General features: G+C 41.1%; 30 protein-coding genes and 1 riboswitch. Of the genes, 4 read left to right on the top strand and 26 right to left on the bottom strand.

Translation table 11 applies throughout. From position 1 onward, the window contains the following. Window positions 1-43 precede the first annotated feature (43 nt). The 13 genes from AUO94_RS00990 to AUO94_RS01050 all read right to left on the bottom strand — a co-directional run bounded on the left by AUO94_RS00990 (window position 44) and on the right by AUO94_RS01050 (window position 12,503). Window positions 44-925 carry a polyprenyl synthetase family protein gene (locus tag AUO94_RS00990; protein WP_058385499.1) on the bottom strand — a complete coding sequence of 294 codons (882 nt, stop codon included), beginning with the start codon at window positions 923-925 and terminating at the stop codon, window positions 44-46. Further along, complete coding sequence (gene xseB / locus AUO94_RS00995; RefSeq protein WP_058385500.1) at window positions 922-1,158, bottom strand: exodeoxyribonuclease VII small subunit; 237 nt, start codon at window positions 1,156-1,158, stop codon at window positions 922-924. Before xseB ends, AUO94_RS00990 begins: the two co-directional genes overlap by 4 nt. Further along, entirely contained in the window at window positions 1,151-2,512 is a 1,362-nt protein-coding gene (gene xseA, locus AUO94_RS01000) for an exodeoxyribonuclease VII large subunit (RefSeq protein ID WP_058385501.1), read from the bottom strand. Before xseA ends, xseB begins: the two co-directional genes overlap by 8 nt. An 84-nt stretch (window positions 2,513-2,596) precedes the next feature. Next, window positions 2,597-3,457, bottom strand: a complete 861-nt coding sequence (gene folD, locus AUO94_RS01005; RefSeq protein ID WP_058385502.1) for a bifunctional methylenetetrahydrofolate dehydrogenase/methenyltetrahydrofolate cyclohydrolase FolD — start codon at window positions 3,455-3,457, stop codon at window positions 2,597-2,599. A gap of 14 nt (window positions 3,458-3,471) precedes the next feature. Next, window positions 3,472-3,861 carry a transcription antitermination factor NusB gene (nusB, locus tag AUO94_RS01010; RefSeq protein WP_058385503.1) on the bottom strand — a complete coding sequence of 130 codons (390 nt, stop codon included), beginning with the start codon at window positions 3,859-3,861 and terminating at the stop codon, window positions 3,472-3,474. Window positions 3,862-4,039: 178 nt separating this feature from the next. Beyond that, the gene (locus AUO94_RS01015) at window positions 4,040-4,435 is read right to left on the bottom strand and encodes an Asp23/Gls24 family envelope stress response protein (protein ID WP_058385504.1); all 396 of its coding nucleotides are present in this window, start codon (window positions 4,433-4,435) and stop codon (window positions 4,040-4,042) included. A gap of 16 nt (window positions 4,436-4,451) precedes the next feature. Next, on the bottom strand, window positions 4,452-5,801 hold the full coding sequence (accC, locus tag AUO94_RS01020; RefSeq protein WP_058386916.1) for an acetyl-CoA carboxylase biotin carboxylase subunit: 1,350 nt from the start codon (window positions 5,799-5,801) through the stop codon (window positions 4,452-4,454). Between the two features lie 26 nt (window positions 5,802-5,827). Further along, a complete protein-coding gene (gene accB, locus AUO94_RS01025; protein ID WP_058386917.1) occupies window positions 5,828-6,334 on the bottom strand; it encodes an acetyl-CoA carboxylase biotin carboxyl carrier protein in 507 nt (168 codons plus the stop codon). A 127-nt stretch (window positions 6,335-6,461) separates the two neighbouring features. Further along, window positions 6,462-7,022: an elongation factor P gene (gene efp, locus AUO94_RS01030; RefSeq protein ID WP_058385505.1), complete on the bottom strand. Its 561-nt coding sequence runs from the start codon at window positions 7,020-7,022 to the stop codon at window positions 6,462-6,464. A gap of 17 nt (window positions 7,023-7,039) precedes the next feature. Further along, on the bottom strand, window positions 7,040-8,101 hold the full coding sequence (locus AUO94_RS01035; RefSeq protein ID WP_179946125.1) for a M24 family metallopeptidase: 1,062 nt from the start codon (window positions 8,099-8,101) through the stop codon (window positions 7,040-7,042). Between the two features lie 2 nt (window positions 8,102-8,103). After that, the gene (gene aroQ / locus AUO94_RS01040) at window positions 8,104-8,544 is read right to left on the bottom strand and encodes a type II 3-dehydroquinate dehydratase (RefSeq protein ID WP_058385506.1); all 441 of its coding nucleotides are present in this window, start codon (window positions 8,542-8,544) and stop codon (window positions 8,104-8,106) included. Between the two features lie 431 nt (window positions 8,545-8,975). After that, window positions 8,976-11,537 carry a vitamin B12-dependent ribonucleotide reductase gene (locus AUO94_RS01045; RefSeq protein WP_058385507.1) on the bottom strand — a complete coding sequence of 854 codons (2,562 nt, stop codon included), beginning with the start codon at window positions 11,535-11,537 and terminating at the stop codon, window positions 8,976-8,978. Between the two features lie 186 nt (window positions 11,538-11,723). Continuing rightward, on the bottom strand, window positions 11,724-12,503 hold the full coding sequence (locus AUO94_RS01050; RefSeq protein ID WP_179946130.1) for a lipoate--protein ligase family protein: 780 nt from the start codon (window positions 12,501-12,503) through the stop codon (window positions 11,724-11,726). A 156-nt stretch (window positions 12,504-12,659) separates the two neighbouring features. Here AUO94_RS01050 and AUO94_RS01055 point away from each other — a divergent pair, with 156 nt between their 5' ends. Together AUO94_RS01055 and AUO94_RS01060 are read left to right on the top strand one after the other, a co-directional pair. Continuing rightward, window positions 12,660-13,043 carry a rhodanese-like domain-containing protein gene (locus AUO94_RS01055; protein ID WP_058385509.1) on the top strand — a complete coding sequence of 128 codons (384 nt, stop codon included), beginning with the start codon at window positions 12,660-12,662 and terminating at the stop codon, window positions 13,041-13,043. 189 nt (window positions 13,044-13,232) lie between these two features. After that, complete coding sequence (locus tag AUO94_RS01060; protein WP_237150160.1) at window positions 13,233-13,430, top strand: competence type IV pilus major pilin ComGC; 198 nt, start codon at window positions 13,233-13,235, stop codon at window positions 13,428-13,430. Between the two features lie 250 nt (window positions 13,431-13,680). Here the strand turns inward: AUO94_RS01060 and gcvPB are convergent, their stop codons facing one another. The 11 genes from gcvPB to comGA all read right to left on the bottom strand — a co-directional run bounded on the left by gcvPB (window position 13,681) and on the right by comGA (window position 22,258). Continuing rightward, window positions 13,681-15,144, bottom strand: coding sequence for an aminomethyl-transferring glycine dehydrogenase subunit GcvPB (gcvPB, locus tag AUO94_RS01065; RefSeq protein WP_058385510.1), 1,464 nt, complete (start codon window positions 15,142-15,144; stop codon window positions 13,681-13,683). Beyond that, complete coding sequence (gene gcvPA / locus AUO94_RS01070) at window positions 15,137-16,504, bottom strand: aminomethyl-transferring glycine dehydrogenase subunit GcvPA (RefSeq protein ID WP_058385511.1); 1,368 nt, start codon at window positions 16,502-16,504, stop codon at window positions 15,137-15,139. The genes gcvPB and gcvPA overlap by 8 nt, the downstream gene beginning before the upstream one ends. Before the next feature lie 28 nt (window positions 16,505-16,532). After that, complete coding sequence (gene gcvT, locus AUO94_RS01075; RefSeq protein ID WP_058385512.1) at window positions 16,533-17,633, bottom strand: glycine cleavage system aminomethyltransferase GcvT; 1,101 nt, start codon at window positions 17,631-17,633, stop codon at window positions 16,533-16,535. Between the two features lie 170 nt (window positions 17,634-17,803). Continuing rightward, window positions 17,804-17,895, bottom strand: a riboswitch (glycine riboswitch). Between the two features lie 142 nt (window positions 17,896-18,037). After that, window positions 18,038-18,550 (bottom strand): shikimate kinase, encoded by a 513-nt coding sequence (locus tag AUO94_RS01080; RefSeq protein ID WP_058385513.1) that lies wholly within the window; start codon window positions 18,548-18,550, stop codon window positions 18,038-18,040. A gap of 22 nt (window positions 18,551-18,572) precedes the next feature. Beyond that, the gene (locus tag AUO94_RS01085; protein ID WP_058385514.1) at window positions 18,573-18,776 is read right to left on the bottom strand and encodes a hypothetical protein; all 204 of its coding nucleotides are present in this window, start codon (window positions 18,774-18,776) and stop codon (window positions 18,573-18,575) included. Then, window positions 18,751-19,194, bottom strand: coding sequence for a competence type IV pilus minor pilin ComGF (gene comGF / locus AUO94_RS01090; RefSeq protein ID WP_058385515.1), 444 nt, complete (start codon window positions 19,192-19,194; stop codon window positions 18,751-18,753). Before comGF ends, AUO94_RS01085 begins: the two co-directional genes overlap by 26 nt. Continuing rightward, window positions 19,182-19,391: a hypothetical protein gene (locus tag AUO94_RS01095; RefSeq protein ID WP_237150201.1), complete on the bottom strand. Its 210-nt coding sequence runs from the start codon at window positions 19,389-19,391 to the stop codon at window positions 19,182-19,184. Before AUO94_RS01095 ends, comGF begins: the two co-directional genes overlap by 13 nt. 76 nt (window positions 19,392-19,467) lie before the next feature. Further along, window positions 19,468-19,866: a GspH/FimT family protein gene (locus AUO94_RS01100; protein WP_058385517.1), complete on the bottom strand. Its 399-nt coding sequence runs from the start codon at window positions 19,864-19,866 to the stop codon at window positions 19,468-19,470. A 25-nt stretch (window positions 19,867-19,891) separates the two neighbouring features. Beyond that, window positions 19,892-20,206, bottom strand: a complete 315-nt coding sequence (comGC, locus tag AUO94_RS01105; RefSeq protein WP_058385518.1) for a competence type IV pilus major pilin ComGC — start codon at window positions 20,204-20,206, stop codon at window positions 19,892-19,894. Window positions 20,207-20,217: 11 nt separating this feature from the next. Further along, the gene (gene comGB, locus AUO94_RS01110; RefSeq protein ID WP_237150161.1) at window positions 20,218-21,243 is read right to left on the bottom strand and encodes a competence type IV pilus assembly protein ComGB; all 1,026 of its coding nucleotides are present in this window, start codon (window positions 21,241-21,243) and stop codon (window positions 20,218-20,220) included. Further along, a complete protein-coding gene (gene comGA / locus AUO94_RS01115; RefSeq protein ID WP_058385520.1) occupies window positions 21,215-22,258 on the bottom strand; it encodes a competence type IV pilus ATPase ComGA in 1,044 nt (347 codons plus the stop codon). The genes comGB and comGA overlap by 29 nt, the downstream gene beginning before the upstream one ends. A 311-nt stretch (window positions 22,259-22,569) precedes the next feature. Between comGA and AUO94_RS01120 the strand changes: the two genes are divergently transcribed. Beyond that, window positions 22,570-22,812, top strand: a complete 243-nt coding sequence (locus AUO94_RS01120) for a DUF2626 domain-containing protein (RefSeq protein ID WP_058385521.1) — start codon at window positions 22,570-22,572, stop codon at window positions 22,810-22,812. An 86-nt stretch (window positions 22,813-22,898) separates the two neighbouring features. Here the strand turns inward: AUO94_RS01120 and AUO94_RS01125 are convergent, their stop codons facing one another. After that, window positions 22,899-23,537, bottom strand: a complete 639-nt coding sequence (locus tag AUO94_RS01125; protein ID WP_058385522.1) for an MBL fold metallo-hydrolase — start codon at window positions 23,535-23,537, stop codon at window positions 22,899-22,901. Window positions 23,538-23,687: 150 nt separating this feature from the next. Between AUO94_RS01125 and AUO94_RS01130 the strand changes: the two genes are divergently transcribed. Next, entirely contained in the window at window positions 23,688-23,870 is a 183-nt protein-coding gene (locus tag AUO94_RS01130) for a DUF2759 domain-containing protein (RefSeq protein WP_058385523.1), read from the top strand. A gap of 83 nt (window positions 23,871-23,953) precedes the next feature. Here AUO94_RS01130 and AUO94_RS01135 read toward each other — a convergent pair whose 3' ends face one another. Then, window positions 23,954-25,858, bottom strand: coding sequence for an LTA synthase family protein (locus AUO94_RS01135; RefSeq protein ID WP_058385524.1), 1,905 nt, complete (start codon window positions 25,856-25,858; stop codon window positions 23,954-23,956). Window positions 25,859-25,942: the final 84 nt, after the last annotated feature.

The following is a 25,942-nucleotide window of genomic DNA, read 5'->3' on the forward strand; positions in this document are numbered from 1 at the left end:
TTATATCAGTCTACAGCGATTGTACAAACTAGAGCCTTAGAAATCAGCTTTTTCTTTGAACAATTAAGTCTGTCAGTTGTAACAGCAATGTTTTTTCTCCCATCAGCTTATCGAGTGAATTGATCGCTTCAGAAGCATGAAAGTCTAACTTTTCCTTTGCTTTTGGCAATGTCAATATGCCTGGATAGGTACTTTTATCGCTCGACTCGTCTTTTCCAGCAGTTTTTCCAAGTTCCTGAGAAGTTCCCGTAACATCTAGAATATCGTCTTGAATTTGGAACGCAAGCCCAAGATGCTGACCAAATTGACTGAGTGCCACCATTTCTTCGTTCGAAGCTTGTGCTAAAATACCACCCGCTAGAATGCTATACGTTAACAAAGCACCCGTTTTCAAGCGATGTACTTGCTCTAGTTCTTCAAGTGTTAATTGTTTTTCTTCACCTTCAATATCTAGTACTTGTCCGCCGACCATTCCTTCAGCCCCCGCAGAAACACTCATCAAATCAATTAAACGGACTTTATCATCACTTGAAACGTTCGACAACCTTGCAACAATACCGAAGCTATAAGTTAAAAGTGCATCTCCAGCAAGAATAGCTACAGCTTCTCCAAATACTTTATGGTTTGTTGGCATGCCCCGTCTTAAATCGTCATCATCCATACTTGGTAAATCGTCATGAATCAATGAATAAGTATGAATCATTTCAATTGCAGCCGCTACTTTAAGTGCATCGGGATGTTCTTGTCCGCTTAACTCATGAAGAACTGCCAGCAAAAGAATTGGACGGATTCGTTTTCCACCTGCTTGCAACGAATAATGCATCGACTCTCTTAGCGAATTGGGAATCGGCAATGATAAAATTAGTTGAGCCATTTCCTGTTGGATAAGTGGTTCGTAATGCGTACGAAATTCAGTTAAATTCATTTGGCATTCCCGCCCATTTCTATGTCGATTGGCACTTCCTTGCCGTCTTTCATCATTGTCACCAATTGACTTTCTGCATTCTGTAATTTATCGTGGCATACTTTTGACAGTTCCATCCCTTTTTGATAAAGGGTAAGCGCTTGTTCAAGTGGAACGTCTCCCTGTTCGAGTTGACGAACAATTTCCTCCAATTGTTCCATTGCATCGTTAAACATGATTTTCTTTTCAGCCATCGTTTACGTCTCCTTTACTTGCTGGATTTATTTCATTGACAGTTGCCTGGATCATACCGTCTTGCATTGCGATCGTCAAACTGTCACCTGTTTTTACCTGCGTTACACTTTTTACTACAGCTCCTTCTATATAAGGAATCGAATAGCCACGGTCCATAATCTTAAGTGGACTTAGCGCATCCAATGTCCGAATAGAAGAGGACAGCTGTTGCTGGCGATCTTTTAGCAATTGATTTACTTGATAATCAAGCCTTCTTCCAAGTTCCGTTACATCTGTCTCCGATTGACGAATTTGTTGCAGGGGCATGCGCGACTTTAATCGGTGGTCGAACGTACGGTATTGTTCTTTTGAACGACTCACATATTGTAAAGACTCACGCTGCAGAGAGTCAGTAGCCCGCTCTATACGTTCTATAAATGGACGGTATAGCCGTTCTGGGTAAGCTAGTGGAAACGATGAAGTTAATCGTTCTAGCATTTTCTGTTGCTGGCTGATCGTGATAGAAACGGTCCGGTACATCCGACTGCGATAGCTTGATATTTTCTCAAGAAGCTCTGCCTGACTTGGTACGGCTAGTTCGGCAGCGGCAGTCGGTGTCGGTGCTCGTAAATCTGACACAAAATCAGCAATCGTAGTATCCGTTTCGTGACCAATGGCTGAGATAATAGGAATTTTCGAAGCGACAATAACACGCGCCACTGCTTCTTCGTTAAAAGCCCATAGATCCTCGATAGAACCGCCACCTCGACCAACGATTAAGACGTCATAATTGCTTGTATTGGCCGCCTGTATCGACTGAACTATGGATTGGACTGCACCTGCCCCTTGTACGAGTGTAGGATACAATACCACCTCTGCTAAAGGATAACGACGATGTAAGGTAATAATAATATCGCGCACAGCAGCTCCCGTCTGAGCGGTCACCACTGCAATTCTTTTCGGAAAACGCGGCAGTTGTTTTTTATGAAGTGCATCGAACAAGCCTTCTTTGGCTAGCTTTTCTTTTAATTGTTCAAAAGCTAAATAGTAATCACCAATGCCGTCTACTTGCATAGATTGTGCATACAATTGATATTGACCCGATGCTTCGTAAACTGAAACGTCTCCACGGATCAATACTGTCATGCCGCTTTCGGGCTTGAATTTAACAGACTTAGCACTTGCTGAAAACATGACGCCTGGTAATCGTGTGGCATTGTCTTTTAATGTGAAATAAATATGGCCGCTCGTATGGATTTTAACATTCGATAATTCACCTTTGACGTAAACATCGCGAAGATGTGGATCGGCATCAAACTTCTTTTTTATGTATTTGGTTAAGGCTTTGACACTTAAGTACGGGTCGGTTGACACACTTTCAACCCCTATCTGTGAATTTAAAAAGCTGTCTTTCTTTCGAAAAACAGCCCTATTGCTCTTTATTTTACATGCTTATGCTTATTTTGTCTTTGATAACCCTTTTTCCGCTGACTGTAGTGTATTTCCCATCAGCATCGCAATGGTCATCGGTCCGACACCACCAGGAACTGGAGTTACAAAGCCAGCTGTTTCTTGAACATCTTGAAAGTCAACATCCCCGCACAATTTACCGTTTTCATCTCGGTTCATTCCTACATCAATAATAACTGCATCTGGTTTGATAAATGTGTGATCGATAAACTTGGCTCTACCGATAGCAGCAATCAAAATATCCGCTTGTGCTGTGATGCTCGCTAGATCTTTGGTTTTGGAATGGCAGTAAGTCACAGTCGCATCTTTTTGAAGCAATAGCTGACCAATTGGCTTGCCCACGATATTGCTACGTCCAATTACAACTGCATGCTTGCCAGCTGGATCAATATTGTAATGAGCTAGTAGCTCCATTATGCCGTGCGGTGTACACGGCAGGAAAGCTTCTTTACCAATCATCATATTACCGACCGAAATTGGGTGGAAGCCATCGACATCTTTTTCTGGACTAATTGCTGAAATAACTTTAAATTCATCAATTTGTTTTGGCAAGGGCAGTTGGACAAGAATGCCGTGAATTTCTGGATTTTGATTTAACTCCTCAATTTTCGTCAGCAGTTCCTGCTCGGTCAATGTATCTGGATATTGATGAAGATCTGAACGCATACCAAGTGCTTCACACGTTTTTTTCTTGTTTTTTACATATGTAAGAGAGGCGGCGTTTTCTCCCACCAATATAACGGCAAGTCCTGGGATGATGCCTTGCTGTGCCAATTTTTCCACGCGCTCTTTTACCTGGATTTTAACTTTCTGGCTTACCGCTTTTCCATCAATCAATATTGCAGTCATATAAACTCCTCCAATTAATTTGCTGTTTCGTCTGTAAATTTCGAAAGAACGCCGTTAACAAAGCGACTCGATTTATCGTCTCCAAAAGTTTTGCACAGTTCAATCGCTTCGTTCATGATGACACGTGCAGGTGCATCTTCCATATGGTCTAGTTCAAAGATCGCCATGCGAAGAATTGTTCGTTCAATTTTCGGTAACCGTTCTAACGACCAATTTTCCAAATGTCCAACTAATTTTTCATCAATTTTTTCCATATTGCTGTAAGTGCCTTGAACTAATAGACTATAGAAGTTATCATTTTCTCCAGCCATTACATGGTCCATAGCCTCATCAATTGTCAGTTCAGTGCCTTCAAGTTGAAATAAGGTCTGAAGCGCTTTTTCGCGTGCTTCGTGTCGTTTCATAATATGTCCGGTCTCCTTTTCACAGCTAATTACCTCTTATTATACAGGTTTTCGGACTGAACTTCCATGTTTGAAATGTTCGGTCAATAGTTCAACACAACAAAATTCTGGGCTTAGCAGACAAAAAAGACGAGGCCGTCCCGAAGCCAGTGCTAGCGCTTCAGGACAGCCTCGCTGTCTATTCTGTTGCTTGAGACTCGAAGTTAATGCCTGTAATGTGCACATTCACTTCTTGTGTTTGAAGCGACGTCATATTTTCAAGCGTTTGACGAACCTGCTCTTGAATTTTTAAAGCTGTCTTTGGAATTGATACACCATAGTTAATGACGCAATAAACATCAATCGCTAGTCCTTCTTCAGACAAGTCGGTTTTGATGCCTTTGCCGTGAACTTTCTTGCCTAACCGCTCAACTACATCAGAAGCAAAATTACCACGCATGCTTGCAACACCTTCAATATCCGTCGCTGCAATGCTCGCAATGATCTCCAAAACTTCTGGAGCCACTTCGATGTTACCTAAATTTTGTGCTCCATGAGACTTCATCCGTACATAAGGTGCTGTTTTTTCTGCCATTTGCAAAGCTCCTCCTTTAAGATCCCAGTACGTCGTATTTTTCCAGGAATTTCGTATTGAAATCGCCTGATTTGAATACTTCGTGATCCATTAATTTTGAATGGAATGGAATCGTCGTGAACACGCCTTCAATGACAAACTCATCTAACGCGCGTTTCATTTTCGCTACCGCTTCTTCGCGCGTATCAGCAAAAGTAATTAGTTTAGCAACCATGGAATCATAATACGGGGGAATGCTGTATCCCGAGTACATAGCCGAATCTATTCTTACGCCCATACCACCTGGGGGCAGGTACATCTCTACTTTGCCTGCTGAAGGCATAAAGTTTTTCGCTGGGTTTTCCGCATTTATACGGCATTCGATCGACCAGCCCTTAAAAACGACATCTTTTTGTTTATAAGCTAGTTTTTCGCCCGAAGCAACTTTTAATTGCTGTTGAATCAAATCAATTCCTGTAATCATTTCTGTTACTGGATGCTCTACTTGAATACGTGTGTTCATTTCCATAAAGTAAAATTTCTGGTTAACTGCGTCAAAGATAAATTCAACTGTCCCAGCACCACGGTAGTCGACGGCCAAAGCAGCTTTTACTGCAGCATCACCCATTTCTGCGCGCAACTCAGGAGACAAAGCCGGTGAAGGCGCTTCTTCAACTAATTTTTGCATGCGGCGCTGAATTGAACAGTCACGCTCACCTAAATGAATGGCATTGCCATGTGAGTCTGCTAACACTTGAATTTCAATATGACGGAAATCTTCGATAAATTTCTCGATATAAACGCCTGGATTCCCAAAAGCAGCTGCTGCTTCTTTTTGCGTCATTTTCAGACCTGTAACAAAATCTTCGCGCGTTCGGGCCACACGAATTCCTTTTCCACCACCGCCGGCAGTTGCTTTAATGATGACCGGAAATCCGATTTCATCTGCAATCCGTAAGCCGTCTTCTTCACTAGCTACAATACCAGTGGAACCTGGAACAACTGGGACACCGGCTTTGCGCATCGTTTCACGGGCTACGTCTTTAGTACCCATACGCGAAATAGCGTCGGCTGTTGGACCGATAAACATCATATCACAAGCTTCGCATAATTCAGCAAAACTCGCGTTTTCAGCTAAAAATCCGTACCCTGGATGAATGCCATTACAATTTGTTAGCTTAGCAACTGACATGATATTTGAAAAGTTCAAATAACTATCTTTTGATAATTTTGGACCGATGCAATAAGCCTCATCTGCAAGTTCCACATGAAGCGCTTCTTTATCTGCTTCTGAATATACTGCGACCGTCTCAATGTCCATCTCTTTACAAGCACGAATAATCCGGACCGCAATTTCCCCACGGTTTGCAATTAATACTTTTTTCATCGCTTTCATCGCTATCTCCCCTTTCCTCAGTTTGCTTTCACGAGGAATAAAGGTTGGCCGTATTCGACAAGCTGACCATCTTTTACAAGTATTTCAGCAATTTCCCCATCTACTTCTGCTTCGATTTCGTTGAATAATTTCATCGCTTCAACAATACACACTACTTGATCGGCAGTAACTTTAGATCCTACTTGTACATAAGCCGCTTCCTCTGGAGATGGAGATTCATAGAAAGTACCGACCATTGGTGAAAGAATTTTGTGATACGCTGAATCGCTGCTAGCGGGAATTTCGGGTGTTTCTTGTGATACCAGTCTTTCTGCTTCTGACTCTTTTGTCGGTGCAGATGCACTTGGTGCTTCTACCGCTTTTGGTTGTTGAGGTGTTTGTGCTGCTGAGTTAAGCGTTTGTTGAGCGGTGCCCGAACCATTTTTTTTCATTTTCACTTTAACGCCTTCAAATTCGTAAGAGAACTCTTCAATTGATGACCCATCTACCAATTTGATGATTTCGCGGATTTCTTGAATTTTCATATTCATCCTACTCCCCTAATATGTAGTTAATTGATTTCTATTCTATTTTAGACTTTTTCGTTCTATTTTGAAATAGCTAAGCTGACTTTTTAAAAAAAGGCCTCTAGCAATAGAGGCCTTCTGCTTGTTATTGAGCTCTTGATACGTACGACGAGTCTGTCGTGTTAATAATCAAGTGATCGCCTTCGTTGATGAAGAACGGCACTTGAACAGACAAGCCAGTTGACAATTTCGCTGGTTTTGATCCACCGCTTGCCGTATCCCCTTTAATGCCTGGATCCGTTTCAACTACTTCTAGAACAACCGTATTCGGTAGTTCAACACCTAATACTTCGCCTTGAAATTGAATAACTTGAACTTCCATGTTTTCTTGAAGAAACTTCAATTCGTATTCAATGTTTTTTTCAGGCAATTCAATTTGATCGTATGTTTCCATATCCATAAATGCGTGCATATCACCATTAGCATACAAATACTGCATTTTGCTGTTATCGATTTGTGCTTTCGCGACTTTTTCGCCTGCACGGAATGTCTTTTCAGTGACACTTCCAGAACGCAGGTTGCGAAGTTTTGAACGCACAAATGCTGCGCCTTTACCTGGTTTTACATGTTGGAATTCCATAACGCGCCAAATTCCGCCGTCTACTTCAATTGTGACACCTGTCTTAAAATCGTTTACTGAAATCATAGTAGTTCCTCCGTTTGTTATAAAATGCGTAGCTCTTTTGTGGAGTTAGTCAACCGTTCATTTCCTGACTCGGTTATCAGTATATCATCTTCAATGCGCACTCCGCCAATTCCCGGTAGATAAATTCCCGGTTCTACTGTTACAGCCATGTTCGGCTCAAGAATTGTTTCTGATTTAAAAGACAATCCCGGACCTTCGTGAACTTCTAAACCGATGCCATGACCCGTTGAATGGCCGAATGCGTCGCCGTAGCCTTTAGATTTAATATAATCTCGTGCGATAGCATCCGCTTCTATCCCACTTATACCTGGACCAATTTTCTCTACACCTAGTTCTTGTGCTTTCAAGACCACATCATAGACTTCCTTCATTTTCTCTGAAGGCTGACCGACTGCAACCGTGCGGGTAATATCTGAAATGTAGCCATTGTATAAAGCACCGAAATCAAGTGTAACCATGTCACCTTTTTTAATAATTTTATCTGTAGCTACGCCATGAGGCAATGCCGAACGAAGTCCAGACGCAACAATAATATCAAAACTTGATGATGTCGCTCCTTGTTTTCTCATGAAAAATTCCAGTTCATTAGAAACTTCAAGCTCTGTCAATCCTGGACGAATAAATCCGCAAATATGCTCAAAAGCATTATCTGCAATTTTAGCAGCTGCTTTTAAAATTGTGATTTCTTCTGGTGTCTTGACCATCCGAATTTTTTCAACCAAATCGCTGACAGGTTGTAACTCTATATCCATCTTGGATTTATATTGCATAGCTGTTGCATAAGTCATATGATCTTGTTCAAAAGCTAGTGTTTGAATAGCTAACGACTTAACCGTTTTGATTGCCTCGTCAGTTAAGTTTTTTTCTGCTTGGACAACAACAAAATCTTCAACTTGGTCATTGGCTTGCTCAGTGTAACGAAAATCAGTAATAAAAACCGCCTTTTCCTGTGTCACGATTGCCAGTCCAGCTGTTCCCGTAAATCCAGTAATATAGCGCAAGTTAAAAGAACTGGTAATAAGCAGTGCCTCAATATTTCGGCTGTTCATTTCCGTACGTAGTTTTTGAATTTTCAACATATTCATCCTCTCTCTTGTTTCAAGATCAATGCTTGTAGTGCTAATTTGTAGACATCCTGGCCAAAGCCAACAATTTGTCCGACAGTAACTGGGGAGATGTATGAATGATGGCGGAACTCCTCACGTTTGTGGACATTTGATATATGTACTTCAATAACAGGGACTTTGATTGCGGCAATCGCATCTCGAATAGCGATGCTCGTATGCGTATAGGCACCAGCGTTCAATACAATTCCTGATAATGCATCGTCTCCTGCTCCGTGAATCCAATCAATCAATTCCCCCTCGTGATTCGACTGCCGACAAATCAATTCAATATGATGCTGGTTAGAAAATTCCACTAATTCTTGCTCTAACTCTTCTAGCGTAAACGTTCCATAAGCTTCTTTCTCTCTCTTGCCCAAACGATTTAAGTTAGGACCGTTCAAGATCAGCACGCGCATTCAACTTTCCCCTCCCCTTATACATTCTTAATTATTTTAACATATCGGAACAATCGAGCAACTATTTAGAAAAGCTCAAGCACCCGTGTAAGTCCGACGGGCATAAGACAGACCAGCAGAGCGGCGTTCTTTGCCGCACAGCTGGGTTGGCTTATGACCCTAGGACTTGGGTGCTTGAGCTAGACAATAAAAGAAAAGCTCAAGCACCCGTGTAAGTCTGACGGGCATAAGACAGACCAGCAGAGCGGCGTTCTCTGCCGCACAGCTGGGTTGGCTTATGACCCTAGGACTTGGGTGCTTGAGCTAGACAATAAAAGAAAAGCGAAAGCCCCTGCATAGAACCGACGGGCTTAAGACGACTTGCCGAAGCGGTGTTTTGGTACAGAATATAAAAAAACGCGGTAGCTTGTTAGCCACCGCGTTCATTATTTTTACAATCCACATTTAAGTTGAGCGTTACAGTTGGTGCATGTATTGCAGCCACCCATTTCTTCTACTGTTCCTTTTCGGCAAACTGGACATGTATCGCCCACTTCAGAACCGATAGTAACGTTAGTTGAACGGAGATCCTGGATGGTATCGATTAAAACGATCGGACGCTTGCCAGTTTCTTCTGGTTGTTGCTCTTCTTCAAAGTTATTGTCTTCAGCTTTTAATGTTAAAACTTGTGAATCACGGCTGCCATCAACATAGACCGTACCGCCTTTTGCTCCACCTTTATACAAACGCTCATAAACGCCTTCTACTTGTTCTACTGTGTAACCGCGTGGTGCGTTGACAGTTTTTGAGATAGACGAATCAATCCAGCGTTGAATAATGCATTGAACATCAGCATGCGCTTCTGGAGCCAAGTCCATTGACGTTACAAATGCTTTTGGAAGGTTTTCTTCGCTTACTTCAGGATTATTTTTCAAATATTCTCCAACGATATCAGCTTTGACTTCAATAAATTTACCAAGTCGGCCGCTACGGTAGTAAGTAAATGAATAATAAGGCTCAAGTCCCGTTGAAACACCAACCATCGTTCCTGTAGACCCTGTTGGCGCAACCGTCAACAGATGTGAATTACGGATACCTTTTTCAAGAATTGCTTCGCGAACATGTTCTGGCATACCTTGCATAAAGCCAGTTTCAGTAAATGCTTTGCGAAGTGCTGCTGTCTCTTCGTCCGTCTTACCAACTAGGAAGGGGAAACTACCGCGTTCTGCTGCTAAGTTTGTCGATACTTCATATGCCGCTGTAGCAATAGTTTCGAAGATTTCATCAACAAGTTTATTGCCTTCTGGTGATCCGTATTCTTTATCGCAATAAATTAGCAAATCTGCTAATCCCATAACGCCAAGACCTACACGGCGCTCACCAAGTGCTTGTACTTGGTTTTCTTCGAGGAAGTATGGCGTTGCGTCAATAACATTATCTTGCATGCGGACACCGACGCGAACTGTTTCTTTCAAGCTTTCAAAATCAACCATTTTCGTTTTTGGATCTGCAAATTGCGCCAAATTGACCGCAGCCAAGTTACAAACCGAATAAGGTGCTAACGGCTGTTCACCACAAGGATTTGTCGCAACAACTTTTTGACCGTATGCTGCAGCATTGGTTTTTTCATTGGCATTATCAATAAAGAAAATACCTGGTTCAGCTGAATATGTCGCACAAATATTGATCAAGTTCCATAGCTCACGAGCTTTCATCGTACGGTAAACGCGGACACCATGGCCCATACTTTCCCATTCACGAACGTCGCCCACTTCTTGCCATTTCTCATTATAAATCGCCATTTCTTCTTTTGAGTACGACTCGACTGCTGGGAAACGCAAATCAAAATCTGCATCATTTTCGACAGCTGTCATGAAATCACTCGTTAGCGTAACGGAAATATTTGCACCGGTTAAGAATTCTTCATTATGAACAGAGTACGTTCCACCGTCACGTAACTTCGTGTCGGCATCACGCATGATTTTTTCATTAAATCCGCCCATGCCAGGAATTGTGCGGTAGTTCAGAATTCCTTGGAACATCGCTTCTTCTTGGGCTGTTAACGGTTTGAATTTCAATTTATCATGAGCCAGTTTTTTAATCGTCTCATCTTGCGTGTTTTCGATCAAATAACGCAAAATACGAGGGTTTTGCATTTTTGAAATGATAAATTCCGCAATATCTGGATGCCAGTCTGCAAGCATAATCATTTGCGCACCGCGACGTGATCCACCTTGTTCAACAAGATGGGTTAATTTCGCGATATCATCTAACCAAGATACAGAACCTGATGATTTGCCGTTAACTCCACGTGCTAATGTATTCCGTGGACGAAGAGTCGAACCGTTCGTACCAACACCGCCACCGCGGCTCATAATTTCCATCACTTGTTTACGGTGATCCGAAATACCTTCGCGTGAATCCGCAACAAACGGCATTACGTAACAATTGAAATACGTTACATCTGTATCCGCTCCTGCTCCGTAAAGAACACGTCCAGCTGGAATGAATTTCAAGCTAACCAATTGCTGATAAAATTTCTCAAACCATTCTTGACGTTTTTCAGAAGTTGTTTCTACTGAGGCAAGACCTGTTGCATTGCGTTTCGCAATTTGCTCGTAGTACACTTCCATTGGCTTTTCAATCACGTCGATCGGACGATTGACAATGCCTGCTACTTGTTCTTCTGGATTGTCGATTGCACTTCTGTAATCTTCCTCAATCCAAACTTTCGCTTTGTTCGTAGTTTTATCAATCGAAACGATGTAACCTAGCCCACGAGCTGGGAATTTCGGATCTTCTTTAACAGTTAATACAACAAAATCTCCCGCTTTGAGCGTTTTTTTCTCTGTATCTTTGAAAGAGTAACGATCAATCATAACAAGACGCGAGACACCTTTGTGCGTTAACTTCATATCTGAAGTGATGGCATGTACTTGCGGAAAGGTTTTGATATCTTCGTTTAAAGCTGATGCATTTAATGAATACTGGGATTGTTGTGTGGCGGAAACCATTTGACAATTCCTCCTTTATGTTATATGGAGTCGGATACTATATATAGTATTACTTCGATTCCCATCATACTACATGTTGAAACTTATTTTCAATAACAAGTTTTTTTTATAGAATTCTGTTAGTTTATAAAGCTATATTTACCAAGGTTTCGAGCTTTTAAATTCGGTAAAATGAGCCAAAAGACCTCACACTCGGAAATTCCACTCGTGATTCGCGTATTTTTTTTCCTCTAAAGCCTTGACTTCTGCTAATTGTTGCTCAGTCAACACATAGGGCTCTAAATCGATAGACAAAGCTTGCTCAAACCCTTTTTTAAAGGCAGCAATGCATTCTTCAGCAGTTGCTGGCGTTTTTCGTAGTGAATTAATCGACACTGCTTTTTCAGGTATCTTCATGCGCATGCGCTCTTTTGCTTCTTCACTCGGAAATTTGAAAACAGATAACAGTTTCTCGGCATCCAAATCAATTAAAATCGCACCATGCTGTAGAATAACACCTTTTTGACGTGTTTGTGCACTTCCTGCTACTTTTTTACCTTCGACGACCATCTCATACCAGCTCGGCGTATCAAAACAAACTGCAGATTTTGGTTTTTTTAAGTCAGCGCGCTTCTCAGCTGTATCCGGTACCGAAAAATAAGCATCGAGCCCCAAGTTTTTAAAGCCTTCCAATAACCCTTCGCTCAGTACACGATAAGCTTCTGTAACAGTTTCTGGCATCTGTGGATAATCTTCGCTGACGATGATACTGTATGTAAGTTCATGTTCATGAAGTACACCTCTGCCCCCTGTTGGACGGCGCACAAAACCAAGTCCTAATCGGTTAACAACATCCATATCAATTTCCTTTTCTACTTTTTGAAAGTAACCAATTGAAAGAGCTGCCGGTTGCCAACCATAAAAACGAATGATCGGCGGAATAAGCCCTTCACTATGCCAAGTCAGCAAGGATTCATCGAGCGCCATATTAAAAGAAGGGGTGCCCGCACCTGAATTTATAAAAACCCATTTCGGATAATTCACAAGATCGCCTCCTATTTCCGATAATTAGTGTAACATTGGCATTGAATATCCGTCATCTCTTCTCTTATAATAAAAGAAGAGTAGAAAGGGGCAAGACCATTGGAATTTTTGTATATTACGATCGCAATACTGTTAGCCATCATCATTTACGCGGTGATTACTTATTTTCGCATTAAAAAAACTGTCACTAACTTGACACAGGAACAGTTTATTGAAGGCTACCGCAAAGCTCAATTAATCGACGTGCGCGAGCCAAAAGATTTTGCAGCAGGTCATATCCTTGGAGCTCGCAATATTCCGCAATCACAATTGCGCCAGCGTTATAAGGAAATTCGCGAAGACAAGCCGGTCTACTTATACGACCAGAACGGAGCTCGCAGCGGACGGGTCGCCATTTTCCTAAAGAAAAAAGGCTATAACCAATTGTTCCAATTGCAAGGCGGATTCAAACAATGGACTGGCAAAATAAAAGCCAAAGTCTAATCATTAAAAAGGCCTTCCACGTCGCTGGAAGGCCTTTTTATATTTATTACAGGTATTGACGAGGATATGCTGTGAAAGCAGCTCACCCATCGGCCAGGCAATTATTTAAGGGATTGTACCTTATATAGTCAGAAGCAAAGAAAGGGATGACTCCTAAGTCTCTGCCGGTTTTTAAAATCACCTTCGGATATGATGAGTATTACGGTGCTAATTGCGACCGCTATTCCAAAAGTTACGAAACAATCATCAGCAGTAGATGAAAAAGGGTGCGAAGCATTTGTGCAGATGGTTCAAGGGCAAGTTGAATCCTATCAACTGGACTTAAAGGTGATTTCGACTTTGCTGGATTTTTTAGATGAGATCTCCAGAATGGACGATTGCTTTTGATAGGACCGAAGGCACTTTCTACGTTGATTTTACATTTGTCATCAATCTATCTGAAAGTGCTACTTGTTCTTCCATTTTATAGAAATGAACGCTTTTTTCTTTTTAGAGTCAAAATGGCTAATGACAATGAAAACGGTTCGACTGGGTGAGACAACAAACGGCTGACACACTGTTCTTCAGCAGGAAAAAGGGGGTGTACTCAAAAAGTCGTTTTTCATGACCTTTTAAGACACCCCCTTCTTTTTAAAATTTACTCGACTTTCGTGTAGCGAAGCACAGGATGACGTGCTGCTTTTGTCTCGTCCAAACGATTGATCACCGTCGTATGTGGTGCATTTTGAACGATTTCTGGATTTTCTTCTACTTCTTTCGCAATTTGAATCATCGCGTCTATAAAAGCATCCAATGTTTCTTTCGATTCTGTTTCGGTTGGTTCGATCATCATGCCTTCTTCAACATTTAACGGGAAGTAGATTGTTGGTGGGTGATAGCCAAAGTCAAGTAAGCGTTTCGCCATATCCAATGTGCGAACACCCAGTTTCTTTTGACGACGACCACTTAAAACAAATTCATGCTTGCAATGACGGTCGTACGGCAAATCAAAATGCGGCTGCAATCTGCGCATCATGTAGTTGGCATTTAATACCGCGTATTCTGTTACAGCCTTCAGGCCGTCTGGTCCCATAGAACGAATATACGTATAAGCACGCACATTGATTCCGAAATTTCCGTAGAACGGCTTAACACGGCCGATTGAATCTGGACGGTCATAATCGAACGTATAAGCGTCGTCTTTTTTTACTAATACTGGTTTTGGTAAGTATGGCAACAAGTCATTTTTCACACCAACTGGGCCAGATCCAGGTCCACCACCACCGTGGGGTCCTGTGAAGGTTTTGTGTAAGTTCAAGTGAACCACGTCAAAGCCCATGTCTCCTGGACGTGCTTTTGACATAACTGCATTCAAGTTAGCGCCGTCATAATAAAGCTTACCGCCGACTTCGTGAATAATAGCTGCCATTTCCAAAATCTGTTCTTCAAACAAGCCAAGCGTATTCGGATTTGTCAGCATCAATGCCGCTGTGTCATCTCCAACAACGCGCTTCAAGTCTTCCAAATCTACGAGACCTTTATCACTAGATTTTACCGTTACGGTTTCGAATCCGGCAACAGTTGCTGACGCCGGGTTTGTGCCGTGCGCTGAATCTGGAACAATAACTTTTGTGCGTTTAAAATCCCCACGTGCTTCGTGATAAGCCCGAATCATCATTAATCCTGTCCACTCACCATGCGCACCTGCAGCAGGCTGCAAAGTAACTTCATCCATACCCGTAATTTCTTTTAGATGCTCTTGAAGATCAAACATCAACGCAAGAGCACCTTGAACAGTTTTCTCATCTTGTAATGGATGAATATTAGCAAATCCTGGGTAACGAGCGACAGTTTCGTTGATTTTCGGATTGTATTTCATTGTGCAAGATCCTAGTGGATAAAATCCAGAATCCACCCCGTGGTTACGGTTCGATAGCGCTGTATAGTGACGCATAATATCCAGTTCTGACACTTCCGGTAGTTCTGCTGCTTGTGCCCGAATTAAATCGTTCGGTAATAATTCGCTCAAGTCAATTTCGGGTACATCAAGTGTTGGCAAGCTATAACCAACGCGGCCTTCTTTAGTCAGTTCAAAAATTAACGCTTGGTTATCTTTATGCATGAGTAGCCCCCGCTTCCTTCACTTTTGCAGCAATTTCCTGTACGAATGCATCAATCTCTTCTTTAGTTCGTTGTTCCGTAACCGCAACTAGCATATGATCTTGAAATTCATCAAAGCTGAGCCCAAGGTCATAGCCTCCGATCATGCCTTTTTCAAATAAGCGGTCATTTAACTGCTTAACAGGTTCTTCAGTTTTAACCACGACTTCGTTAAAGTGTGCGCCTTCAAATGCAATTTCAAGACCTGCTTTTTTCAATTGTTGTTTCATATAATGTGTCTTTGTGATATTTTGTTTTGCAATTTCTTGCGTCCCCACTTTGCCAAGTGCGGTCATAGCAACAGAAGCCGCTAATGCGTTTAACGCTTGGTTTGAACAAATATTTGATGTCGCTTTATCACGACGAATATGCTGTTCACGTGCCTGCAATGTTAAAACAAAGCCACGACGACCTTCTTCGTCTGTTGTTTCACCGACCAAACGGCCTGGAACTTTACGCATTAATTTTTTTGTTACAGCAAAATAGCCACAATGAGGTCCACCGTATGCTTCAGGAATACCAAAAGGCTGTGCGTCTCCTACTGTGATATCTGCCCCAAGTTGACCTGGTGAAGTTAATGCACCAAGCGCTAATGGATTTGAGGAAACCGCTAGTAATGCGCCTGATGCGTGAACAATCGGCTCAATTTCTTTCAAGTTTTCAACCTGTCCGAAAAAGTTCGGGTATTGAATCATCACTGTTGCAACGTTTTCATCCATCATTTCTTGTAATGCGTCTAAATCTGTATGCCCATCTTTTAATGGAATCTCAATAACTTCAATCGACTGACCAAGAGCATACGTACGGACAACGTCACGTGATTCCGGATGAACTGCACGTGACACAAGGATTTTCTTGCGCTTTGTGTGTCCTGCAGCAAGCATACCCGCTTCGGCAAGCGCTGTACCGCCGTCATACATAGACGAATTAGCAATATCCATGCCCGTCAATTCACTAATCATTGTTTGGAATTCAAAAATAGCTTGTAATTCCCCTTGTGAGATTTCTGGCTGATACGGTGTATATGCTGTATAAAACTCAGAGCGCGAAATGACGTGATCCACAATAATTGGCTTGTAATGGTCATATACGCCTGCACCTAAAAACGACGCATAGCGGTTCGTATCAGCATTTTGAGCAGCAAGCTGTGCCAATTCTTTCGTTAACGAAGATTCTGATTTGGCGGCCTTAATGTTGTATTCACCTTTAAAGCGCACGTTTTCCGGAATGTCCGAGAATAATTCATCGATTGAGTTGATGCCGATCGTTTCCAGCATTTCTTTTTCGTCTTGAGCCGTCATTGGTAAATAGCGATGTTTCATTGAGCGCTGTCCCCTTTTCAAGTTAAATTTAGTTGGATCGTTTATAAAATGGCGTTTGTACTGTTGTTGCTTTTAGTCGTTTGCCGCGAATTTCAACTTCTAATTCAATTCCGAGTTCAGCATAGTCACTTGAAACTAGCGCTAACCCGATATTCTTCTTAAGTGTTGGCGATTGAGTACCAGTTGTCACTTCGCCAATTTTTTGATCTCCTGCATATACCGTATAGCCATGACGCGGAATGCCTTTGTCAATCATTTCAATACCTACTAATTTACGTGGCACTCCTGCTTCTTTTTGAACAGTCAATGCTTTTTTACCAATAAAATCTTGCTCTTTTTTCAATTTCACAACAAAATTAATACCGGCTTCTAGTGGCGTTATGTCTTTAGTCAATTCTTGGCCGTATAAAGCAAGGCAGGCTTCAAAGCGCAATGTATCACGTGCACCAAGACCTACAGGCACAATACCTTCTGGTTCACCTTCAGACAAAATTTCATCCCAAAGAACAAGTAGAGATTCGGGAGCTGCGTATAGTTCAAAACCATTTTCGCCCGTGTAACCAGTGCGCGACAAAATCACTTGTTGTCCCGCAACTTCAATATCTTGTTTAAAGCGGAAAGGTTTAATGGCTGAAAGATCTTCTTCTGTTAAACGCTGAAGTACCTTTTCAGCTAAAGGACCTTGCAGAGCCAATAAACCATAGCGTTCAGAGGCATTATCCAATATAACGTCACCCGTTTTCACTTTTTCCATCCATTCAAAATCCTTCTCTATATTAGAGGCATTCACAACCAATAAATAATGTTGATCTGCTAACTTATAAATTAGCAAGTCATCTACTGTGCCACCGTCTTCGTAACACATTGCTGTATATTGCGCTTGCCCATCTTGAATTTTAGAGACATCATTTGTGACAAGGTGTTGAAGATAGTCTAAACTATCTGCTCCTGTGACAAAAATTTCACCCATATGTGACACATCAAAAAGACCTGCTTTTGTTCTAACTGCTTCATGTTCTTCTTTAATGCTCGAAAATTGCACGGGCAGTTCCCAACCGCCAAAATCAATTGTTTTGCCACCATATTTCGAATACGTTTCAAACAGAGGTGTACGCTTTAACTGTGCCAATGATTTTCCTCCTTATTTCTCAACTTCCTATCGGCCAGTTCCAAGAGACATCTGGGCACGAAAAAAGGACAGAGATTTCCCTCTAGAGGGAAATCTCTGTCCTGGAACCTGAAAGTTTACCGTAATGGCTTTCCTCGTTGGTAGCTGACATGCAGCATTCTCCAGAGATGCGTCCTGTCCGAGTCTTTTTGCCTGAGAGATTCATAACTTCTGTTATTTGCTCCTTCGGCGACGCTTCCGCGTTCTCTCCTCGTACAATCATCCGCCCAAATCAAAATTGATTGGTCCAAACCGTTATACAGAATAGTATAACTTTGAATATATCCTAACATTGATCGTCAGAAAGCGCAATCTTTTTTCTTTAATAGGACAAAAGGCGAATGATTTGATTTTAATTAATAAAATCATTCGCCTTTTAAACGTTTTACTTGAAAAGCAGCATATTGTGTAATTTGTCGTAACGTTCGAAATTCGGTACGAATCGTGATATGCGCCGTCTGCTTATAATCACGATAGCGGGCTTTATGCAATTCCTCAATTTCTTCGCGAGTCGATTGGCGGACAATCGGACGGTTCGGATCCCTATGAATACGCCGCCAAATTTCCCGAAACGGGGCATCTAAAAACAACACCAAGCCTGTGTTTCTCATGATTTTTTGATTAGCTTTTCGCATGGTGACGCCACCACCTGTAGAGATGATGCAATGATCATTTTTAAAATTTTGCAAAAATTTCGTTTCTAGTTCCCGAAAATATTCTTCGCCATGCTCTTCAAAGATTTCCGGAATCGTTTTGCCTGTCTGACGAACAATTTCCTTGTCCATGTCATAGAAGGGCAGTTTTAACAGAAAGCTTAGCCTTCTGCCGACCGCGCTTTTTCCGCAGCCCATAAATCCAATCATATATATTCTGTTCATCCTACCCACCCGATACTTACCTCTACTCAGGTATTTTATTTTGCTCAAATTCCTTTAGTAGTTGTATCGTAGCATGTCTATGCGCATTTTCCAAACCATCATACGTTTTATATTGGATGGAATAGAGCGCTAAGGTATGAGATAACAGCAGCAAAGCAAACATGAAAAAGACGATTGCAATTGGATAAACAGCCCCTTTTTCATTTTTTAGGCTGCGTAAAAACATATTCGGCCTCTTCCGTGTTTCCGCTCAAGAATTCGGTCTGAACCTTCAGCTTGTTACCGACCAGCGTAAAATGACTCTGACGAACACGAGTTAACATCACCTCATGACCTTTTCTATTTTTTTGTTTGCGAATCATATCCGTGTAGAGTTCAATGTCAAATTCCTCCCCCATTTGGGCAATACGAATCCCACTGCCTCCATTGATAATTTCAATCGCGTCACTATGATTTAAATAACTTTGTAAATCAATCGCGAAAAGCTGCCATTCTGCTCTATGAGGATCCAAGTCTTTCGCAAAACCAATAGCGAAGCCGAAAAACAACACAATTAGCGGCAGCATCAACAGCAATACCAGCAAATCAAAAATAGCTGTCAAAAATGAAAATCCTTTTTCATCTAGCCGAACTACTCGATGCATAGTTGTTCACGCTCTCCTTTATAATCTGCATAATCAACACATAACTGATCGGTCATTTGCCAACTATAGACAATGCCATTAACAATGCGCTGCCCTTGAATTACACCCGTCGAGATTTCTCTTGCTGCTTCATGTAAGGTTTCATAAGCGCTAACGCGTTCTTTTTTTACTTGGAGACTTTGCTGAACTCCTATCATCACTGGAAGTAAACTACCGAAAATGATGAATACGATGGATAGGCTAACCATAGTTTCTGCCCAAGAAACTCCTCTATCATTCAGAAAACACCACTCTCCCTCTTCCAAGATGAACCACCAATGCCTTTTCTCCGCGACTCGTCGCAAAACGGAACGTTCCAGACTGAACGACTGAGCCATTTGAATTGAAATAAATTTCAGTAAGGTTACTCGTTTTCTTCAAAGACACCGACACTGGCATCTTTCTGGACACAACGACCATTTGAAGATCTGTAAATATTTCGTACGTCCCTTTCTCTTCCCTAAAAATAATTTTTGCCGTTTTCCCTAAAGAATAGCTTTGACTTTGGGCAAAATAGATATCTTGTTGAAGAATATTAAAAAATTGTTGTTCTTCTTTTTGAGTAGTGAAAGCTTGGTAGCTTGGAATCAGAATAGAAACAATCGTCATTAAGACAGTAAGCACCAGCAACATTTCGAGTAAAGTAAACCCGCATTCTTTAAGGTTTGACAGACGTCACCACCCCATCAACTGCAATACTTATCACGTCGCCATTTGGACAATCGGTTTCTCCAGTTTTTAAATAACCTGCTGATACAAGCTGCGGCAAAGTCGGAATTACCTTTAAGTCCATTCGATAGGATTCAACTTGGCCTTGAACCATCTGCACAAATGCTTTACACCCTTTTTCATCTACTGCTGATGATTGTTTCGTAACGTTTGGAATAGCGATTGCAATTAGCACCGTAATAATTAACATAACAATTAGCATTTCAATTAATGTAAATCCTCTTTGATTTTTTAATAATCGCATGTTTTTCCTCCTCAAATGGTGTGGACTAAGTTATACATCGGCATCAAGATTGCTAAATATGCGCCTACAATACAGACCGCAATCATAATAAAAAAACTCGGCTGGATAATCCGCAATAATTGTTGTGTTTGCAGTTCAATACGCTCCATTAATACTTCGCTGTAAAGAATTAGTTCTTTGCCCAAATAACCGGTCATTTCACCGTGATGAACAAAAGCAGCCATATCCTTCGAGACAAACGAAAAACGATGGAGCGATACAGAAAAAGTTTGTCCCATCATCAATTCTTCATGTGATAACCGAGTCATAAATTGAATAATCTTATGGTAGTTCTGACGCTGCAGCAAATCGAGTGATTCTTGCATGGAAATGCCGCTGTGTAACAAAGTGCCGAGTTCTCGAGCCAATAGGTGTGACCAGTACAACTTCACAAAGCTTCTAATGACTGGAATGGCCAGCAACCAGTTAATTTGACGCTGAACTGGCTGTTTTTTCAGCAATAGCCTGAATACGTATATCGAAAAGGCCGCTATTGCAAAAAACGCAATGAAGAAATCCGGCAGACTAAGCAAATAAGCAGGAATTCCCGTTTCTCCATCTCCTGACTGCAATGATTTCATCATTGCCGTTAAATTCGGCACATAACTGGTCCGAAAAAATAAAAATAGAATTGAAGTAAAAATCAGCAAAGAGACAGGATAAATTAAAATATTTTTCAATTTTTTCTGCACTTGCTCCGTGCGTGCAAAACTCTTTGCAATACTGTCTATCGATTCCGGTAATCGCCCATGATATTCTGCGATTTCCACAGGAAATAATACATGATCCTTAAATCCCAAAAACTTTAGGATTTCAGCAGCATTACCGCCTCCTTTTAAGATACCCGTCATTCCGTTCAAGGTTTCTTCAAATTTCGACGTATGCATCGGCAACAATAACGTCAGCGCAACTGGTAGTAAATAGCCCTCTTTCATTAAAACTGCGAGACGCGTTAGAAATTGCTCACGGTCACGAAGACGAATCTTGTCGGAGCGCATAAGAAGCTTGAATCGCACCAATTTTCACCCCTTCCCGAATCTGCCCACTAAATGACAGAGAATCTGGCAATGCATAGGGTTTTTTCAAACTCGCTGACAGTAGAGCATCTTGTAATCGTTCACCTTCAAGGATTTCATACAGTGCACGGTGACAAGGTTCTGATTGTTTACTATCAGAAAACGTCGGAATTATTTTCTGAGCAGATACCGCCACTAAAGTCTGTGACATGTCTTCAAAAGAGACACCCAAATCATGCAATCGGTGTAGACAGCCAACAGAATGCCTAGCGTGAATAGTGGAAAAAACCAAATGACCTGTTAAAGCTGCGCGTACCGCAATTTGAGCCGTCTCGGCATCACGTATTTCCCCAATCATAATAATGTCAGGATCATGCCTGAGAATCGCTTTTAACCCTGCAGCATAGCTAAGACCTGCTTTTTCATTAACTTGAATTTGCAAAATTGCTTGATTTTTTCGTTCCACAGGATCCTCAAGCGTGATGATGTTACGGTTCAACTTTTCAGCACAATGTTTTAGCAACGCGTATAAAGTGGTTGATTTGCCACACCCAGTTGGGCCGGTTAGTAAAATAAGCCCTTGAGATGCCTCGGCCAATTTCTCTAATAACCGAGCCGAGTCACGAAAAGCAGCCAGCTGATGAATGGATTGAGCATTGTCGTCTGCCATGATTCGTATAACAATGCTTTCTTTCGTTAACACAGAAGGCAAAGTGGAAATTCGAAAATAATGAGATTGTTCGTTAATGGAGAGTTCGAATGAGCCAGTTTGGGGTTTTCTTCTTTCACTCATGTCTAAAAGGGATAAATATTTGAAATAAGCAATCATGCGATCACCCAAATCAAAGGGGAGTTGTGTTACTTGCCGCAGGTTCTGGAACGAGCGATACGACACAGTATAGCAGGATGGTTCGGGTTTAATATGAATGTCCGTAGTATCATTTTTTGCCGCATCGTGCAAAAGGTCTACACAGCGACGTTCGATAATCGATTGCATATCCACCTCCAGTTTCGGTTTGAACAAAGGCTGCCGCTCTGTTCCCCCATAGTATAACTAGCTCTTTTTAAGAAAGAAATAGTTTTTGTCAAAATAAAATTTTGACCTCCGAATTCGGGCTAAATCTCATATTTGAAGGGATTTATTTTTCTGTCGAAGAACAGGTTCGTATATTTTTTTGAAATACTCAAGCGCTCTCACCCGTACACGTGTTTGTCACAAAGAAAGATGAACTCGCTGTTTACACAATCACTCTGTTTCCTATATAATGAATGAGAGATTATTGTGTTGTGGCAAAGGAGGGATTACCCATGAATAATATGTTCAAATTAATGGGATGGTGGACTGGTATATTTGCAGTTCTCTTTTATGTAGGCGATATGGTCGAAGTATCATTATTAATGGTCGCTAACACCGGATTTTTTGTTCTTCTTGGATTTTTAAATATTTCTGAACGCATGTATTTGTATATTTTTGGCGCCTACCTAACAGTATTTTTCGTAGGCTTCACGTACTACTCAACGTTCATCCACATTCCTGGTGCTGGACATTAATCAACACGAATAAAAAACAAAAGGTGTATCGGATTTTTCCGATACACCTTTTGTTTTTTTGTAAACTCTAGCAAATCTTCGTCTCTTTACAACCCAGTAAGGAATGGATTGCTGTTCATTTCTTGCTCAGGGGTCGTTTCCGGGCCGTGACCAGGATAAAGGATCATCTGTTTAGGAAGTGTCAACAAGGAGTCTTGAATGGATTTCAGAAGCTTTTTCTCAGAACCGTCTATTAAATCCGTACGACCGATACTGCCATGGAAAATGGTATCGCCAACAATTGCAAAGCCTTCGTCGCCAAATGAAAAACTGACGCTGCCTGGAGAATGCCCAGGGGTATGAAAAACATCAATTTCGAAAGAACTAATCTGCAACTTTTTTTCATTTGTCAGCAAAATATCTGCGTCTTTAATTCGGTAATCAGGCACAGCTGGATATTTCCCTGAACCATTTAAATTGGGTCGGCTCAACCACTCTTTCTCCAAGTCGTGCAGATAAACTGGGATTGAATACCTGTCACGGATGTCGTCAACTGCTCCGATATGGTCAAAGTGAGCATGAGTCAGAAGGATAGCAATTGGTTTGAAGTTTTTCTTTTTTACCACTGCTTCAATTTTTGCACTTTCTTCTCCCGGATCAAAAATTAGGCATTCTCTCTGGTCATTCGATATGATATAACAATTGGTTTGAATGGGTCCTAACTCTAATTGATCTATTTTTAACATTTTCTTCACCTCCCTTCAATTATAACATGCTGTTCTCTCCATACTGTCAAGATACGGACACTTTTTATCCTCGACAAAACAGCTGATTATCTTTACAATATAAAGAGAACAAAGCGGCACTGGCTGTTAAAGTTGAAGGGAGTGTCATCGATGAGTTGGATGTTATTAGTTATTTTTGGACTTATTGCAATTCTTGCAGCAATCGGCACTGTACAAACGCTTAAAAACAAAGAAGTCCTTGGTTTTCTTTTTAACTTCGGAACTTTTGTGATTTTTGGCGCATTTACTGTCGCTACACTTATCACACAAGGTTATCCACCAAGCCTTCATTAATCAGAGAAAAGCTACTGCCGTTAAATGCAGTAGCTTTTTTCATTCAGTAAAAAAAGAGAGTACGCTCTGCGCACTCTCTCTTTTTATTGTTTTAATTCGACATCTGGAATAGTAGTCAGTTGGCCATCTTCTTCATCGTAAAAACGCAACAAATCTCCGTTAATAATTGACTCCGAATATTCCAGCTCTGTAAATGCCTGTTCGATAAATGGTGCACATAACTCTTGCTCAGTTGGTTCACCCGTTTCTTTATCGTAACAAACATTGCCCGCATATACGACTTCATCAGTTACGAGTCGACCATCACGGAATATCACCAGTTCCTCGTGTTCTTCTGAGAATAAGTCTCCACCGAACTGAATGTCTTTTGATGTATCCATGCCCATCAAATTCATGATCGTTGGACGCATATCGATTTGTCCACCAACTTCATCGTCAACATACCCTTTACCGTAGCCGGGGATGTGTACAAAGAAAGGAACTTTCTGCAATTCAGCAGAAGTGAAATCTGTCACTTCTTCTCCAAGATATTGCGTCATGGCCTCATTGTGGTTTTCGGAAATTCCGTAATGATCTCCATACATAACAATAATGGAGTTTTCGTATAAGCCTTTTTCTTTTAATTCTTCAAAAAGAACTTTTACCGATTCGTCTAAATAACGTGAAGTTTGGAAATAACGATTTAACGTACCTGAATTTGAATCGTATTCATCAATCAATTTATCTTCTTCATCTAAAGTAAATGGATGATGATTTGTCAGCGTCAGCAATCGGCTATAAAAAGGTTGCTGCATTTCAGTCATATGATCAACGGACTGCTCCATAAATGGAATGTCCTTCATGCCCCAATTGACTGCTTGACCTTCTGCAATCTCATAACTTTCAATATCGTAAAACTCATCGATATTTAACGATTCATACATAATATCTCGGTTCCAAAAACTTTTCGTGTTGGCGTGTTGAACATTTGTAGAATAGCCTTCATTGCCAAGACTTTCAGCCATTGAATTGAATGTATTACCGCTATGTGTAAAGAACACCGCGCCACCACTCAATGGATAAAGAGAATTTTCAAGTAGAAATTCTGAATCTGATGTTTTACCTAACCCTGTTTGGTGATAAAAATTCTCAAAATAAATTGTATCTTGATCTTTTGTTAACGAATTAAGGAACGGTGTTATGGTTTGCCCATTCATTTCTTCGTTGATAGCAAAGCTCTGCAAAGATTCCAAAGTCACGACAATCAAATTACGTCCCTCAGCAATTCCTTTCATGTCTTCTGAAGGCTCAATTTGATTGGCACGCACATAGCTATTGGCTTCAACGAGCTCAGAACCGTCTGCTAATGCACGTTGTGCCTGTGATTTCGACTGAATGTAAATATCGTATAAATGATAATTGTACATTCCTAAATTTTTTACTAACATCTCACGATCAAAGCTACGCGTCAGCAATTGAGGACGCTCTGCTTCAGCAAGTCCTAAGTTAAAAAACAAAACAGCAAGCGCCAATACATAATAGGCTTTGCGCTGAACAGAATAAGAGCTTGCTGTACCCGTTTTTACTTTGACAAATTTAATCGCCACTAAAATAATCAGGACATCTGTAAAGTAAAAAAGATCTGTCCAGAATACACTCGCAGCGGCACTTGCTCCTAAATCGCCAAAGTTATCAGTCTGAAACAACACGGGTAACGTGATAAAATCACTAAAAAATCGGTAAAATGCAACGTTTCCATAAAGGACAATCGATGTTACCACAGCGACCGCCACTAAATAACGATTTTTGGCTTTCTCACTTTTAAGAAATAACGAGACCCCATAAATAAACAACAACATACTCAAAGGATTAATAAACAAGATAAATTCTTGCAATAAATTATCGATTGTAATCGAAAAGCTGGTCTTATAAACAATGTATGTTTTTAGCCAAGTGGCGATGATGGCAATTGCCAGAATTGAATGTTTCGGCCATTCTTTTTTCAACATTCCCAGACACCCTCCTATTCTCAGTGATTTTTTCGAACATGCCTTAATAATCCAGTATAGAAGATTAATAAATTTATATGAAGT

Source organism: Planococcus kocurii (assembly GCF_001465835.2).
Taxonomy (GTDB): domain Bacteria; phylum Bacillota; class Bacilli; order Bacillales_A; family Planococcaceae; genus Planococcus; species Planococcus kocurii.

What these genes read in the sequence shown, in the direction of transcription:
- AUO94_RS00990 (WP_058385499.1), bottom strand. Translation starts at nt 925, where the DNA reads ATGAATTTAACTGAATTTCGTACGCATTACGAACCACTTATCCAACAG.
- xseB (WP_058385500.1), bottom strand. Translation starts at nt 1,158, where the DNA reads ATGGCTGAAAAGAAAATCATGTTTAACGATGCAATGGAACAATTGGAG.
- folD (WP_058385502.1), bottom strand. Translation starts at nt 3,457, where the DNA reads ATGACTGCAATATTGATTGATGGAAAAGCGGTAAGCCAGAAAGTTAAA.
- nusB (WP_058385503.1), bottom strand. Translation starts at nt 3,861, where the DNA reads ATGAAACGACACGAAGCACGCGAAAAAGCGCTTCAGACCTTATTTCAA.
- AUO94_RS01015 (WP_058385504.1), bottom strand. Translation starts at nt 4,435, where the DNA reads ATGGCAGAAAAAACAGCACCTTATGTACGGATGAAGTCTCATGGAGCA.
- accC (WP_058386916.1), bottom strand. Translation starts at nt 5,801, where the DNA reads ATGAAAAAAGTATTAATTGCAAACCGTGGGGAAATTGCGGTCCGGATT.
- accB (WP_058386917.1), bottom strand. Translation starts at nt 6,334, where the DNA reads ATGAAAATTCAAGAAATCCGCGAAATCATCAAATTGGTAGATGGGTCA.
- efp (WP_058385505.1), bottom strand. Translation starts at nt 7,022, where the DNA reads ATGATTTCAGTAAACGATTTTAAGACAGGTGTCACAATTGAAGTAGAC.
- AUO94_RS01035 (WP_179946125.1), bottom strand. Translation starts at nt 8,101, where the DNA reads ATGTTGAAAATTCAAAAACTACGTACGGAAATGAACAGCCGAAATATT.
- aroQ (WP_058385506.1), bottom strand. Translation starts at nt 8,544, where the DNA reads ATGCGCGTGCTGATCTTGAACGGTCCTAACTTAAATCGTTTGGGCAAG.
- AUO94_RS01045 (WP_058385507.1), bottom strand. Translation starts at nt 11,537, where the DNA reads ATGGTTTCCGCCACACAACAATCCCAGTATTCATTAAATGCATCAGCT.
- AUO94_RS01050 (WP_179946130.1), bottom strand. Translation starts at nt 12,503, where the DNA reads ATGGCGCTCGATGAATCCTTGCTGACTTGGCATAGTGAAGGGCTTATT.
- AUO94_RS01060 (WP_237150160.1), top strand. Translation starts at nt 13,233, where the DNA reads ATGATGAGTATTACGGTGCTAATTGCGACCGCTATTCCAAAAGTTACG.
- gcvPB (WP_058385510.1), bottom strand. Translation starts at nt 15,144, where the DNA reads ATGCATAAAGATAACCAAGCGTTAATTTTTGAACTGACTAAAGAAGGC.
- gcvPA (WP_058385511.1), bottom strand. Translation starts at nt 16,504, where the DNA reads ATGAAACATCGCTATTTACCAATGACGGCTCAAGACGAAAAAGAAATG.
- AUO94_RS01080 (WP_058385513.1), bottom strand. Translation starts at nt 18,550, where the DNA reads ATGAACAGAATATATATGATTGGATTTATGGGCTGCGGAAAAAGCGCG.
- AUO94_RS01085 (WP_058385514.1), bottom strand. Translation starts at nt 18,776, where the DNA reads ATGTTTTTACGCAGCCTAAAAAATGAAAAAGGGGCTGTTTATCCAATT.
- comGF (WP_058385515.1), bottom strand. Translation starts at nt 19,194, where the DNA reads ATGCATCGAGTAGTTCGGCTAGATGAAAAAGGATTTTCATTTTTGACA.
- AUO94_RS01095 (WP_237150201.1), bottom strand. Translation starts at nt 19,391, where the DNA reads ATGATAGGAGTTCAGCAAAGTCTCCAAGTAAAAAAAGAACGCGTTAGC.
- AUO94_RS01100 (WP_058385517.1), bottom strand. Translation starts at nt 19,866, where the DNA reads ATGTTGCTGGTGCTTACTGTCTTAATGACGATTGTTTCTATTCTGATT.
- comGC (WP_058385518.1), bottom strand. Translation starts at nt 20,206, where the DNA reads ATGCGATTATTAAAAAATCAAAGAGGATTTACATTAATTGAAATGCTA.
- comGB (WP_237150161.1), bottom strand. Translation starts at nt 21,243, where the DNA reads ATGCGCTCCGACAAGATTCGTCTTCGTGACCGTGAGCAATTTCTAACG.
- comGA (WP_058385520.1), bottom strand. Translation starts at nt 22,258, where the DNA reads ATGCAATCGATTATCGAACGTCGCTGTGTAGACCTTTTGCACGATGCG.
- AUO94_RS01120 (WP_058385521.1), top strand. Translation starts at nt 22,570, where the DNA reads ATGAATAATATGTTCAAATTAATGGGATGGTGGACTGGTATATTTGCA.
- AUO94_RS01125 (WP_058385522.1), bottom strand. Translation starts at nt 23,537, where the DNA reads ATGTTAAAAATAGATCAATTAGAGTTAGGACCCATTCAAACCAATTGT.
- AUO94_RS01130 (WP_058385523.1), top strand. Translation starts at nt 23,688, where the DNA reads ATGAGTTGGATGTTATTAGTTATTTTTGGACTTATTGCAATTCTTGCA.
- AUO94_RS01135 (WP_058385524.1), bottom strand. Translation starts at nt 25,858, where the DNA reads ATGTTGAAAAAAGAATGGCCGAAACATTCAATTCTGGCAATTGCCATC.